This window comes from Mycobacterium sp. 236(2023) (assembly GCF_029623955.1).
Classification (GTDB): Bacteria; Actinomycetota; Actinomycetes; order Mycobacteriales; family Mycobacteriaceae; genus Mycobacterium.
In genome coordinates this window covers 115,443-129,338 of record NZ_JARSBP010000010.1, presented here as the reverse complement: position 1 = coordinate 129,338, position 13,896 = coordinate 115,443, and the positions used below count along the sequence as shown (strand labels likewise).

The window sequence follows — 13,896 nt, the reverse complement described above, 5'->3', positions numbered from 1 at the left end:
GTGCAATCGATTAATTACTCATGTTCGCCTTGTGGATATCTGGAGCTGCATTCTCTTGATTCGCTGCCGGCGTGACCAGCGGCGTTTTCCCTTTTACTGCCCAGAAATGAATTCAAATCGACCATCGGGAAGTCCCTGCCGAATCGGAAATTGACGGCGCGTCGTTTCACAGCATATCCGCAGCGAATTCGTACAGTGAGTCCGCAAATAGTTGCGATTTCGGTGTGCCAGGAGGGCTGCCCCGATGGGTCAATCCAACTCTGTCGTTTCGAACTCACCACGCGCGGCCGATCCGCGGCGGCGCCCTACTCGTACCCGGAAGGGCAAGCGCCGGTGGAACTCCGGCCGCGTCGCTCCGTATTCCTGGCTCGGGGTCAGCGCACTCGGATTGGGAGTCGGGGCCGCACTCGCCGGTGCCGCACTGACCGTTGGATCCGGCATCGCCTCCGCGGACACCGGCACCGGCACCGGCACCGGCACCCACGTCAGCAGTGCCGGTCCCGCCGCTGAATCCGGCGAGTCGTCGAAACGCAAGCGTGATCAGCGCGAGCACGACGAACCGTCGGAACAGATGTCCGACGACGCCGGGCCCACAAGCGAGATTGATCCCTCGGAGGATGAGGTCGACGAGTCCGAGAACTCCCGCACATCGAAGGGCTCATTGACCACGTCCGCAGATGACGAAGAAGCCGATGAGGCAGACCAGAACTCCGCCGTCCAGGTCGAGGTGATCGAGAGCGAGAAGCCCGAACCTCCAACAGTTTTGCCAGCCGCGAATGCACGACGGACCGCAGCCGTCAGCCCTTCGGCCGAACCGGCGTGGCAGCCGGGCGCGATCCTGAAGTCGATCTATTCGATCTTCGTGTCCAACGGCACCGCCATGAATCCGAACGCGGGATTGTTGATCGGCAACGGCTACAGCTACAGCTCGTCGGACACCCAGTGCACGGGCGCCACGGTCTGCAACGGCGGCCGGGGTGGCCTTCTTCTCGGGTCGGGCGGCAACGGGTTCAACGGCGGCGACGGCGGCAACGCCGGACTGTTCTTCAGCAGCGTATTCACCCCCGGCAACGGCGCAGGCGGTGCCGCGGGCTGTATCGATCGCGCCTGCGAATCCGGCCGCGGCGGCAACGCCATGCTGACCGGCCGTGGCGGAGACGGCGGCAACGGCATGGACGCCATCTACGACGGCACGACCGGCGAGCTGAGCTCGGCGGCGACCAACGGAGGGCGCGGCGGCAACGGCGGATGGCTGTGGGGAGACGGCGGCGACGGCGGATACGGTGGCGCCGACAACGGCAGCGTGACCTGGAGTGGAGCCCGAGCAGGCCATGGCGGCGACGGCGGAAACAGCGGTCTGTTCGGTACCAGCGGTGACGGCGGCGTCGGCGGCTACGTGTCCTTCGCAGTCAACGGCGATGTCGTCGGCGGCAACGGCGGAAACGCCGGCCGCAGCGGTCTGTTCGCCAACGGCGGTGCCGGCGGCGGCGGTGGTAGCGCCACGCAGAACTGGGATGGCGTCGACGGTAACGGCGCGGCAGGCAGCGCGACGGGCGGCGACGGCGGCGACGGCGCACGCGGCGGCCTGTTCTGGGGCGACGGTGGCGCGGGTGGAAATGCCTGGGAAGGACTGGTTTTCAGTACTTTCGGTGCCGCAACTGCAGGCAACGGCGGCGCCGGGGGAGCCAGCATCATCGGTCGGGGCGGCAATGGTGGCATCGGTGGCGCCGGTGCGAACGCCAACATCGGTGACGGGGGCGAAGGGGCGCCTGGCTCGGGCGCCGCGACTGGCGGCTCAGGCGGCCGTGGAGGATCGGTGCTGTTGATCGGCCAGGGCGGCGTCGGCGGTAACGCGCACCTCCTGTTCCCCGGTAATGGCGCCATCAACAAGGGTGACGGTGACGCGGTCGCCGGCAACGGTGGCGACGGCGGCAACAGCGGTGTCTTCGGCGGCTTGTTCACCGCAGGCACGGGCGGAGCCGGCGGAGCGGGCGGAACAGCGAGCGCCATCGGTTCTGCGACCGGTGGTGACGGCGGCGATGGTGGACGCGGTTCGTTCGGCAGCAGAGGCGGCGCCGGGGGCGCCGGTGGAGCCGCCGAGACATTCGGGGGCAGCGCATCAGCTGCCGGCGGCACCGGTGGCGCCGGTGGCCAGGCCGGAGTCCTCGCCCGGGCCGGCGGAGTCGGCGGTGTCGGTGGCACGGCGAAGGCCTACAGCAGCGGCGTAGCCATCGGGGGAGGCGGCGGAAAGGGCGGCGGCGGAACGCTGTTCACCGACGGTGGTGAGGGCGGCTCCGGCGGAAACGCCTACACCGGCTCGGTCGGCGACGCCGGAGGCGCCGGAGGAGACGCCACCGCAGGCGCAGGAGGGCGCGGCGGTGACGGCGGCGCTTTCGCCACCGGAGGGGCCGGCGGCTTCGGCGGCACCAGCAGTGTCTACACCGACACCGACAGCGCGTCGGTGAGTACCGGCGGCGCGGGCGGCGCAGGCGGTAATGGCGCAGCGCTGTTCGGCAACGGCGGCGACGGCGGCAACGGTGGTGGCGCCGGAGCGGCGGGAACCGGTGCGTCGTCAGTGACCCGCCTTGCCGGGGACGGCGGCGTAGGCGGCACGCCCGGGTTGATCGGTAGAAGCGGCGACGCCGGTGCCGCCGGGTCCACGTTCGCGGTCTCCACCGTCGACGTCGGCGGGTTCCTCGGCGCAGCGGGTAGCGCGGGTACGGGGGGAATCAACCGTGGCACAATCTATTTCGTTGATTTCGGCGGGACACTTCCCTACATCACACCCGACGGCACCGTCGTCGCCGGCATCGCGGTGGGCAACAGTCCCAATGGTGTGGCCGTCGGCCCTGGCGGCGCGATCTACGTCGCCAACAGTGGCGACAACTCCGTGTCGTGGTTCGAGGCCGACGGCACACCGATCACCACCATCGCCGTCGGCGCCGGCCCAGGCGGGATCGCGGTCGGCCCCACGGGCTCTGTCTTCGTCGCCAACAGCGTCGATGGCACGGTCTCGCTGATCAATCCCGACGGCGTCGTCGTCAGGACCCGCAAGGTCGGAATCAATCCGGCCGGGGTGGCGGTCAGCGCGGGCGGCCCTCGCGCCGGGTATGCATACGTCACCAACTACGAGAGCGGCACGGTCTCGGTGATCAGCCCCGTCGGCAACGTCGTCCGCACCATCGCTGTCGGCCTCAACCCGCAAGGCGTGGTCGTCAACTCGGTCGGCTACGCCTATGTCGCCAACAGCGGCGACGGCACCGTGTCGGTGATCAACCCGGCGGGCACCGTCGTCAAGACGATCGCCGTCGGGACCAATCCGCAAGCGGTAGCGGTGAACTCCGACGACTTCGTCTACGTCACCAACGGTGACACGGGCACGGTGTCGGTGATCAACCCCGCCGGCGCAATCGTCGACACCATCGACCTCGGCGGCGCCTTCGCCTACGGAGTGGCCGTCAGCACCACCGGTGACAACGCCGGAAACGTCTACATCACCACCTTGACGGGGACTGTCTCGGTGATCACGGCATGAAGGGGAACGCAATGTTGAAACGCATCAAGTGTGCCGGCGCCGCTCTCGTTGCGGGCATGGTGGTGGCCACCGTCGCAGCATCGCCTGTCGTCGCGAAAGTGCCGGACACACTGGGAAATTCGGCTCCCAACCTGAGCATCTTCAAGGCCCAGAAGGGTGGCATCTACCTCGGGGGTCCGCTGTTCTCGATCGTCATCCCGTCAAACACGACGCTGCAGACCAGCACCGCGGCGTGGGTGAACAAGGCCAACAACACGATTGTGATCCCGAAGCTTCCGACCGTGACGGGAACGGTCACCGCCAAGGACATCGACCCGCGAGGCAGCGTCTTCGCGATGACCCAGGACAAAACGCACCGATACTTCAAGGGCAACGGTCTGCCGTCGACCCCGATGGGGCGATTCGGATCGGTGCAACCCGGCACCGCTGCCTACCCCAATTACACTGCGGCACCTGGTGGTACGAACACCACGCCCGGAACGCCCGGGTTCGGGCAGCAGTACCCGAACGCCGCGGCCATCGGCATTTCCGCCTACAACCTCGACATCAAAGTGCCGCTGGCGCCGAAGTATCTGACCACACCCCAACCGATTCAGTATCTGATCACCGGCGTCACGCTCACCGGCACGGTGTGGCATGCCGAGATCGCGAATGCGAACGCGACGGCGTGGTACAACCCGATCTCCATTCTGCCGCTGGACCAATGCTATGGGCACCCGTACAGCCAGCAGTACCATCTGCACGCCTACTCCTGGAAATGCCTGCCCAACGGGACCACTGGGCCCTCGCCGCTACTCGGCTACGCCCTCGATGGCTTCGGGATCTACGGGCCCCGCGGCGCGGACGGCAAAGAGATCACCAACGCCCAGTTGGACGAATGCCACGGCATGACGTCACCGGTGATGTGGAACGGCAAGATCCAGAACATCTATCACTACGTGCTCAACAGCGAGTATCCGTACTCGGTCGGTTGCTTCCGGGGAGTGGTCGATCCCGCCAACGTCGCGAAGATGGTTCTGCCGCGACTGGGCCAGCCGGCACATGCAGGTCACTCATGATTCACCCCACTTCTGGCATCCTGAAGTCATGACAGAGCCCCCGTTCAGTGGCAGCGAAGGCGGACCCGCGTACACACCTCCGCCGCAGCAGCCGGGCTACGTGCCCCCCGGGCCGCAGTACTCACCGCCCCCGCCCGGTGCATACCCGCCGCCCGCGGCGGCCTACTACGACCCGATGGCCCCTTACGGCCGGCATCCGATGACGGGGGAGCCGTACTCGGAGAAGTCGAAAGTGGTCGGCGGTCTGCTCCAGCTGCTCGGTCTCTTCGGGCTCGTCGGCATCGGACGCATCTACCTTGGCTACACGACGCTGGGCATCGTCCAGCTCGTCGTCGGTTTGATCACCTGCGGCATCGGCGCGATCGTCTGGGGCATCATCGACGCCATCCTGATCCTCACCGACAAGGTGCGCGATCCGGAAGGCCGTCCGCTGCGCGATGGCACCTAGCACCACCCCCGTCAACCGGTCAAAGATCCTCGCCGGGCTCGGCATCGGTGCGGTGGCGGCCGGCGCGTTGGCCTACGTCGGCATCGGCAACCCACACAGCCCGAACTTCATGTTCCCGCCGTGCCCGTTCCACGAACTCACCGGCTGGTTCTGCCCGGCGTGCGGCGGTATGCGGATGACGCACGACCTGCTGCACGGCGACGTCGCCGCGGCGTTCGTCGACAACGCGTTCGCGCTCATCGGCCTCCCGCTGCTGCTGGTGTGGGTGCTGGTGCGCCGAGCGCAATCCAAACGCGCGCTGACGGTGCCCGTCTATGTCGTCATCGTCGGTGCCGCGGTGGCCTGGACAGTCGTACGTAACCTGCCGGGATTTCCGCTGGTCCCGACTGTTCTTGACGGGTGACGACCCACCTCCGCTGATACACTCGCCCGACGGGCCGGTGCAGTCCCTGATGACGAACCTCAGGACTGCGGAGGCCCATGTCCATGTTGTTCTCGGCGCTGCCCGAACCCCAAGGCTTATACGACCCGGCAAACGAGGCTGACTCGTGCGGTGTCGCGATGGTCACCGACATCAAAGGCAGGCGATCGCATTCGATCGTCGCCGACGGTCTGATCGCGCTCGAACACCTCGAACACCGCGGCGCTGCAGGTGCGGAGCCCAACAGCGGCGACGGCGCCGGCATCCTCATCCAACTTCCGGTCGACCTGCTGCGCGCGGTCGTCGACTTCGAGTTGCCCGGCCCGGCGGCCGACGGCACCAACACCTTCGCCGCGGGCACCTGCTTCCTGCCGCAAGACTCCGACGGCCGCGCGAGTGCTCGTGAAGCCGTCGAGGCCATCGCAACGGAGGAGGGCCTCGAGGTTCTCGGGTGGCGTGACGTCCCCGTCGACCCGGAGGGCGCCGAGATCGGCGCAACGGCCCTCGGGTGCATGCCGCACATGTCCCAGTTGTTCGTCGTCGCACCCGAGCGCAACGGCTCCCGGCCCGGCGGTGTCGATCTCGACCGGCGCGTGTACCCGATGCGTAAACGCGCCGAGCGCACCGGCGTCTACTTCCCGTCGCTGTCCAGCCGCACCATGGTGTACAAGGGCATGCTCACGACAATGCAGCTGCCGCAATACTTTCCGGATCTGCGGGACGAGCGCTGCATCAGTGCCATCGCGATCGTGCACAGCCGCTTCTCCACCAACACCTTCCCGTCCTGGCCGCTGGCGCACCCGTTCCGGTTCGTCGCTCACAACGGCGAGATCAACACGGTGCGCGGAAACCGCAACCGCATGCATGCCCGCGAGGCGATGCTCGCCAGCACCAAGATCCCCGGCGACCTGAGTCGGCTGTCGCCGATCTGCACCCCGGACGCCTCCGATTCGGCGTCGTTCGACGAGGTGCTGGAGCTCGTGCATCTCGGCGGGCGCAGCCTGCCCCACGCCGTGCTGATGATGATCCCCGAGGCGTGGGAGAACAGCACCACGATGGAGCCCGCCGAGCGGGCGTTCTGGCAGTTCCACGCCTCACTCATGGAGCCGTGGGACGGGCCGGCCTGCGTCACGTTCACCGACGGCACCCTCGTCGGTGCGGTGTTGGACCGCAACGGGTTACGGCCCGGACGGTGGTGGCGCACTCTCGACGACCGCATCATTCTGGCGAGCGAGACGGGCGTCCTGGACGTGCTGTCGTCGGAGGTCGTCGCCAAAGGACGACTGCAGCCGGGCAAGATGCTGCTGATCGACACGGCTGCCGGCCGGATCGTCTCCGACGACGAGATCAAAGAGGAGCTCTCTGCCGCCGAGCCGTACGGCGAGTGGCTGCATTCGGGGCTGCTGGAGCTCAAGACCCTGCCGGACCGCGCCCACGTGCAGCCCAACCACGAGTCGGTGGTGCGGCGCCAGGTCAGCTTCGGCTACACCGAGGAGGATCTGCGTATCCTGCTCACCCCGATGGCCGCTTCGGGTGCGGAGCCGTTGGGGTCGATGGGCACCGACACCCCGGCCGCCGTTCTGTCGCAACGCTCCAAGTTGCTCTACGACTATTTCGTCGAGCTGTTCGCTCAGGTGACGAACCCGCCGCTGGACGCCATCCGCGAAGAGATCGTCACCTCCATGGCCCGGATCATGGGTCCCGAGCAGAACTTGCTCGAGCCCGGTGCCGCGTCCTGCCGCCAGATCAAACTGACATGGCCCGTGCTCGACAACGAGGAGCTCGGCAAGATCGTCCACATCAACGACGACGGCGAACAGCCGGGCCTGCGGACGGCCGTGCTGCGGGCGCTCTACGACGTTGAACGCGGTGGTGAAGGGCTGGCTGACGCGTTGGAGGACCTGCGACTGCGGGCATGCGACGCGATTGCCAAAGGTGCACGGACGCTGGTCATTACCGACCGCGACTCCGACCACACCCGGGCACCGATCCCGTCGCTGCTGGCGGTGTCGGCTGTGCACCATCACCTCGTGCGGACCAAGGAGCGCACCACTGTCGCGCTGGTCGTCGAGACCGGTGACGCCCGCGAAGTGCACCACATCGCGATGCTGATCGGCTTCGGTGCCGCTGTGGTGAACCCGTACCTGGCCTTCGAATCGATCGAAGACCTGATCCGCGAGGGCGAACTCACCGGCATCGAACCGGCCACTGCCGTGCGCAATTACCTCAAGGCGCTCGGCAAGGGCGTCATGAAGGTGATGAGCAAGATGGGCATCTCGACCGTCGCGTCCTACACCGCCGCGCAGGCGTTCGAGGCTGTCGGCATAGACCGCGATGTCATCGACGAGTACTTCACCGGAACGCCCAGCCAGCTAGGCGGTATCGGTCTCGACGTCATCGCCGAGGAGGTCAAGCTGCGGCACCGCCGCGCCTACCCGGAGAACCCGACAGAACGCGTGCACCGCCGGCTCGAGGTCGGGGGTGAGTACGCGTTCCGCAGGGAAGGTGAGCTGCACCTGTTCACGCCGGAAGTGGTATTTCTGCTTCAGCATTCGACACGCACGGGGCGCTACCAGGTGTTCGAACAGTACTCCGAGGAAGTCAACCGGCTGTCTCGCGAGGGTGGGGCGCTGCGCGGGCTCTTCGAGTTCAAGAAGGATCTGCGCCCACCCGTACCGCTCGACGAGGTCGAATCGGCCGACTCGATCGTCACCCGGTTCAACACCGGTGCCATGAGCTACGGCTCCATCTCCGCTGAGGCCCACGAGACGATGGCCGTCGCGATGAACAACCTCGGCGGGCGGTCCAACTCGGGCGAGGGCGGTGAGGACGTCGACCGGCTCTACGATCCGAAGCGCCGCAGCGCCGTCAAACAGGTTGCTTCGGGCCGCTTCGGGGTCACCAGCGACTACCTCGTCAACGCCAGCGACATTCAGATCAAGATGGCCCAGGGCGCCAAACCCGGTGAGGGAGGCCAACTTCCCGGTTACAAGGTGTACCCCAACATTGCCAAGACGCGGCATTCCACGCCGGGAGTCGGCCTCATCTCGCCACCGCCTCATCACGACATCTACTCGATCGAGGATCTCGCACAGCTGATCCATGACCTGAAGAACGCCAACGCCGACGCCCGCATCCACGTCAAGCTCGTCAGCTCGGTCGGTGTGGGCACCGTCGCCGCGGGTGTGTCGAAAGCCCACGCCGATGTCGTGCTGATCTCGGGCTACGACGGCGGCACCGGTGCGGCGCCGCTGACCAGCCTCAAGCATGCGGGTGCGCCCTGGGAGATCGGCTTGGCCGATACCCAGCAGACGTTGGTGCTCAACGGATTACGCGATCGGATCACGGTCCAGTGCGACGGCGGTATGAGGACAGCCCGTGATGTCATGGTCGCCATGCTGCTCGGTGCCGAGGAGTACGGTTTTGCGACCGCGCCGCTGGTCGTCGCCGGCTGCATCATGATGCGGGTCTGCCACCTCGACACGTGCCCCGTCGGCGTGGCGACGCAGAACCCCGAACTGCGGGCGCGGTTCAACGGCAAGCCGGAGTTCGTGGAAAACTTCTTCCGGTTCATCGCCGAAGACATCCGCAAGTACCTCGCCGAACTCGGATTCCGCAGCATCGACGAGGCGGTCGGGCGCGCGGAGGTCCTCGACACCGACCCCGGTGTGGCGCACTGGAAGAGCAAGGGGCTCGACCTGAGCCCGATCTTCACGGTACCGACCGCCAACTCACAACGCATCCGCGTCAGGGAACAGGACCACGGTCTCGAACAGGCCCTCGACCGGACCCTGATCCAACTCGCCGAAGGCGCCCTCGAAGACGCACATCCGGTCCGGCTGGAACTGCCGGTGCGCAACGTCAACCGCACCGTCGGCACGCTGCTGGGAAGCGAGGTCACGCGGCGTTATGGTGCGCAGGGCCTCCCGGACGACACCATCCACGTCAGGTTGACGGGATCGGCGGGGCAGTCGATCGGAGCGTTCCTCCCGCCCGGCATCACCATAAAGCTCATCGGCGATGCCAACGACTATGTCGGCAAGGGCCTTTCGGGCGGCAAGATCGTCGTCACACCGCAGGAAGATGTGTTGTTCCTGCCCGAGGACAACGTCATCGCCGGGAACACCCTGCTCTTCGGCGCCACCTCGGGTGAGCTGTACCTGCGCGGGCGCGTGGGGGAGCGGTTCGCGGCCCGCAACTCCGGTGCTCTCACCGTGGTCGAAGGGGTGGGCGACCATGCGTGCGAATACATGACCGGTGGCCGGGTTGTCGTCCTCGGCAAGGTCGGCCGCAACATGGCTGCGGGCATGTCGGGCGGCATCGCCTTCGTGCTCGGACTCGATCCGGCACGGGTGAACACCGACATGGTGGAGCTGCAGCGTCTCGAACCCGAGGATCTGCTGTGGTTGCGTGACGTCGTCGCCGAACACGCCCGCTATACCGGCAGCACGGTGGCCACGTCGCTGCTGTCCGACTGGCCAAGGCGCAGTGCACTGTTCACCAAGATCATGCCGCGGGACTACCAGCGGGTGCTTCAAGCCACCCGCATGGCCAAGGCCGAAGGCCGCGACGTCGACTCTGCGATCATGGAGGCAAGCCGTGGCTGACCCACACGGATTTCTTGAGGTGTCCAAGGTGGAGGCCGCCAAGCGGCCCGTCGACGAGCGCGTCGGCGACTGGCGCGAAGTCTATGAGCGCCAGGATCCGCACCAGCGTTCCGGCGAGGTGTCCCAGCAGGCCCGGCGCTGCATGGACTGCGGAATCCCGTTCTGCCACTCGGGCACTGCGGGTTGCCCGCTGGGCAACCTGATCCCGGAATGGAACGATCTGGTGCGCCGCGGCCGCTGGGACGCGGCCAGCGACCGGCTGCACGCGACCAACAACTTCCCCGAGTTCACCGGAAGGTTGTGTCCGGCCCCCTGTGAGGCGGCCTGCGTTCTGTCCATCGCTGAGGAGCAGACCGGTGGCAGTGTCACGATCAAGCGCATCGAGCAGACCATCGCCGACCAGGCCTGGATGGACGGCATCGTCGAACCGCAGCCCGCCGCCATCTCGACCGGCAAGAAAGTCGCGGTCGTCGGTTCGGGACCCGCGGGTCTTGCTGCGGCCCAACAACTCACGCGTGCCGGGCACGACGTCACGGTCTACGAGCGTGACGACCGCATCGGCGGGCTGATGCGCTACGGCATTCCCGAATACAAGTTGGAGAAGTCCTATCTGAACCAGCGGCTCGCGCAGATGCGCGCGGAGGGAACACGATTCGTCACCGACTGCGAGGTCGGTGTCGACCTTCCCATCGAGCAGCTGCGAGCCCAGCACGACGCCGTGGTGCTGGCCGTCGGCGCGTTGCGTGCACGGGACAACGACGTGGAGGGCCGCGACCTCAAGGGCGTGCACCTGGCGATGGAACACCTGGTGCCCGCCAACAAGGAATGCGAAGGCGACGGTCCCAGCGACATCTCCGCCGCGGGAAAACACGTCGTGATCATCGGCGGCGGCGACACCGGCGCGGACTGCCTGGGCACCGCCCACCGCCAGGGCGCCGCGTCGGTGACACAGCTCGACTACAACCCGGAGCCTCCGGAGTATCGCGACGATTCCCGCTCGCCGTGGCCGACGTGGCCGATCGTGTTGCGCACCCGCCTCTCGCCGGCCCACGCCGAGGGCGGCCACCGCCGGTACGAGGTCGCGGTGCAGCGCTTCCTCGGTGACGACAGCGGCAATCTTCGCGCGATGGAGATCGCCGAGGTCAAGGTGGAACGCGACGAGGCGGGGCGGAGGCACATCGTGCCGGTCGGCGATTCGCTGGAGATCCCGTGCGACCTGGCGCTGCTCGCGATCGGGTTCGAGGGTGTCGAGCACATGGCGTTGCTCGACGGTCTGGGACTGACGTTGAGCCGTCGCGGCACCGTCTCCTGCGGCGCGGACTGGCAGACCGACGCGCCCGGAGTGTTCGTCTGCGGAGATGCTCACCGCGGCGCTTCGCTGATCGTCTGGGCCATCGCCGAGGGTCGCAGCGTCGCGCACGCCGTCGACACCCACCTGATGGGCGAATCCGATCTCCCCGCCCCGGTCAGGCCTGGTGCGCTACCGCTGGCCGTCGTCTGAATCGATTAACGACTATGCTCAGGAGTCGTGACTAGACGCGGAAAAATCGTCTGTACGCTCGGCCCGGCAACCGCTTCGCAGGAGGCCGTCAAGCAGCTGGTCGAGTGCGGAATGGATGTCGCCCGGCTCAACTTCAGCCACGGGGACTACCCCGACCACGAGGCCAATTACAAGTGGGTTCGCGCCGCCTCGGACCGCACCGGACGGGCCGTCGGAATCCTCGCTGATCTGCAAGGACCCAAGATCCGGCTAGGCCGGTTCAAGGACGGTCCCACGGTGTGGGCCAACGGCGAAACCGTGCGCATCACGGTCGAGGACTTCGAGGGCACCCACGACCGCGTCTCGACCACGTACAAGCGGCTGGCGCAGGACGCCAAACCCGGTGACCGGGTCCTCGTCGACGACGGCAACGTCGGTCTGGTCGTCGAGCACATCGACGGCAATGATGTGGTCTGCTCGGTGACCGAAGGCGGCAAGGTCAGCAACAACAAGGGCATGTCGCTGCCCGGCATGAACGTCTCCGCGCCTGCGCTGTCGGAAAAGGACATCGAGGATCTCGAGTTCGCGCTGCGCCTGGGTGTCGACCTGGTCGCGCTGTCGTTCGTGCGCTCACCGGCCGACGTGGAGCTGGTTCACGAGGTGATGGACCGTGTCGGTCGCCGGGTGCCGGTGATCGCCAAGCTGGAGAAGCCGGAGGCGATCGACAACCTCGAAGCCATCGTGCTGGCTTTCGACGCGATCATGGTCGCCCGCGGTGACCTCGGTGTGGAACTGCCGCTCGAAGAGGTGCCGCTGGTTCAGAAGCGGGCCATCCAAATGGCACGGGAGAACGCCAAACCCGTCATCGTCGCGACCCAGATGCTGGAGTCGATGATCGAGAACTCGCGGCCGACGCGCGCGGAGGCGTCCGACGTCGCCAACGCGGTGCTCGACGGAGCCGATGCGGTGATGCTGTCGGGTGAGACGTCGGTGGGCAAGTTCCCGTTCGAGACCGTGCGCACCATGGCGCGCATCGTCAGCGCCGTCGAGGACAACTCGGTCGCGGTGCCCGCGCTGACCCATACCCCGCGCACCAAGCGCGGCGTGATCTCGTATGCGGCCCGCGACATCGGCGAACGTCTCGACGCCAAGGCGCTGGTCGCATTCACCCAGTCCGGGGACACGGTGCGCCGGCTGGCCCGGCTGCATACGCCGCTGCCGGTGCTGGCGTTCACGTCGCTGCCCGAGGTGCGCAGCCAGCTGGCCCTGACCTGGGGCACGGAGACGTTCATCGTTCCCCACATCGAGACCACGGACGGCATGATCCGCCAGGTGGACAAGTCGATGTTGGAGCTGGGCCGCTACAAGCGCGGAGACCTCGTGGTCATCGTCGCAGGCGCGCCTCCTGGCACAGTAGGGTCGACGAATCTGATCCACGTCCACCGCATCGGGGAGGACGACGTCTAGACCCGCAGGGGGAATGCAGTTGCCGGGGCACGCAGATTTCGACGAGCTTCTGGCGATCCTGAACCTCGAACGTCTCGACGACCAGACGTTCATCGGCGTCCATCCCAGCAAGAATCCGATCCGCACGTTCGGCGGTCAGATGATGGCGCAGGCGTTCGTCGCTGCAGGCCGCAGCCTCAAGTACCCGACGCCGCCAAGTGCGTTGTCGAGCCACTTCATCGCCGGTGGGGATCCCGAGGCGGATCTGGAGTTCCACGTCGTACGACTGCGTGACGAACGCCGCTTCGCCAACCGTCGTGTCGACGTCATGCAGAGCGGTCAGCTGCTCACCACCGTGCTGGTGTCGTACCTGGCCGGCGGCTCCGGTCTCGAGCACAGCGTCGAGGCGCCGACAGTCGACGACCCCGAGGCCGTGCCGCCGATCGATCACGTCCTGCGTGGCTACGAGGAGATCGTCCCGCACTTCGTGAACGCCTTGCGGCCCATCGAGTGGCGCTACACGAACGACCCGTCGTGGATCATGCGCGACAAGGGCGGCAGCCTCGGCCACAACCGGGTGTGGATGACAGCGCAGGGCGTGATGCCCGACGATCCGGTGCTGCACGGGGCGGCACTCGTCTACGCGTCGGACACCACGGTGCTCGACTCGATCATCACCACCCACGGCCTGTCGTGGGGGCACGACCGCATCTTCGCCGTCACCACGAATCACACGGTGTGGTTCCACCGGCCGATCAGGTTCGACGATTGGGTGCTCTATTCGACGACCTCACCCGTCGCGGCGGATTCCCGTGGCCTCGGCACCGGTCACTTCTTCGACCGGGAAGGCCGGCCGCTGGCGACTGTCGTGCAAGAGGGAATCGTCAAGTATTTCCCGTAG

Annotated in this window: 8 protein-coding genes; all 8 read left to right on the top strand. The window is 66.9% G+C overall.

Going from position 1 to position 13,896, the window contains the following annotated elements; translation table 11 throughout:
* Positions 1-244 precede the first annotated feature (244 nt).
* The 8 genes from P9A17_RS29865 to P9A17_RS29830 all read left to right on the top strand — a co-directional run bounded on the left by P9A17_RS29865 (position 245) and on the right by P9A17_RS29830 (position 13,896).
* Positions 245-3,535: an NHL repeat-containing protein gene (locus tag P9A17_RS29865; protein ID WP_278042396.1), complete on the top strand. Its 3,291-nt coding sequence runs from the start codon at positions 245-247 to the stop codon at positions 3,533-3,535.
* A gap of 11 nt (positions 3,536-3,546) precedes the next feature.
* Positions 3,547-4,593 carry a YHYH protein gene (locus P9A17_RS29860; RefSeq protein WP_278042395.1) on the top strand — a complete coding sequence of 349 codons (1,047 nt, stop codon included), beginning with the start codon at positions 3,547-3,549 and terminating at the stop codon, positions 4,591-4,593.
* 28 nt (positions 4,594-4,621) lie between these two features.
* Positions 4,622-5,041, top strand: a complete 420-nt coding sequence (locus P9A17_RS29855) for a TM2 domain-containing protein (protein ID WP_278042394.1) — start codon at positions 4,622-4,624, stop codon at positions 5,039-5,041.
* Complete coding sequence (locus tag P9A17_RS29850; RefSeq protein ID WP_278042393.1) at positions 5,031-5,444, top strand: DUF2752 domain-containing protein; 414 nt, start codon at positions 5,031-5,033, stop codon at positions 5,442-5,444. Before P9A17_RS29855 ends, P9A17_RS29850 begins: the two co-directional genes overlap by 11 nt.
* Positions 5,445-5,527: 83 nt before the next feature.
* Positions 5,528-10,069 carry a glutamate synthase large subunit gene (gltB, locus tag P9A17_RS29845; RefSeq protein ID WP_278042490.1) on the top strand — a complete coding sequence of 1,514 codons (4,542 nt, stop codon included), beginning with the start codon at positions 5,528-5,530 and terminating at the stop codon, positions 10,067-10,069.
* Positions 10,062-11,570, top strand: coding sequence for a glutamate synthase subunit beta (locus tag P9A17_RS29840; RefSeq protein WP_278042392.1), 1,509 nt, complete (start codon positions 10,062-10,064; stop codon positions 11,568-11,570). Before gltB ends, P9A17_RS29840 begins: the two co-directional genes overlap by 8 nt.
* 27 nt (positions 11,571-11,597) lie before the next feature.
* Entirely contained in the window at positions 11,598-13,016 is a 1,419-nt protein-coding gene (gene pyk / locus P9A17_RS29835) for a pyruvate kinase (RefSeq protein WP_278042391.1), read from the top strand.
* A 13-nt stretch (positions 13,017-13,029) separates the two neighbouring features.
* Positions 13,030-13,896: an acyl-CoA thioesterase II gene (locus P9A17_RS29830; protein WP_278042390.1), complete on the top strand. Its 867-nt coding sequence runs from the start codon at positions 13,030-13,032 to the stop codon at positions 13,894-13,896.

Bases quoted from the DNA above. Each gene is read 5' to 3' on its own strand.
- P9A17_RS29865 (WP_278042396.1), top strand. From the start codon at position 245: ATGGGTCAATCCAACTCTGTCGTTTCGAACTCACCACGCGCGGCCGAT.
- P9A17_RS29860 (WP_278042395.1), top strand. From the start codon at position 3,547: ATGTTGAAACGCATCAAGTGTGCCGGCGCCGCTCTCGTTGCGGGCATG.
- P9A17_RS29855 (WP_278042394.1), top strand. From the start codon at position 4,622: ATGACAGAGCCCCCGTTCAGTGGCAGCGAAGGCGGACCCGCGTACACA.
- P9A17_RS29850 (WP_278042393.1), top strand. From the start codon at position 5,031: ATGGCACCTAGCACCACCCCCGTCAACCGGTCAAAGATCCTCGCCGGG.
- gltB (WP_278042490.1), top strand. From the start codon at position 5,528: ATGTTGTTCTCGGCGCTGCCCGAACCCCAAGGCTTATACGACCCGGCA.
- P9A17_RS29830 (WP_278042390.1), top strand. From the start codon at position 13,030: ATGCAGTTGCCGGGGCACGCAGATTTCGACGAGCTTCTGGCGATCCTG.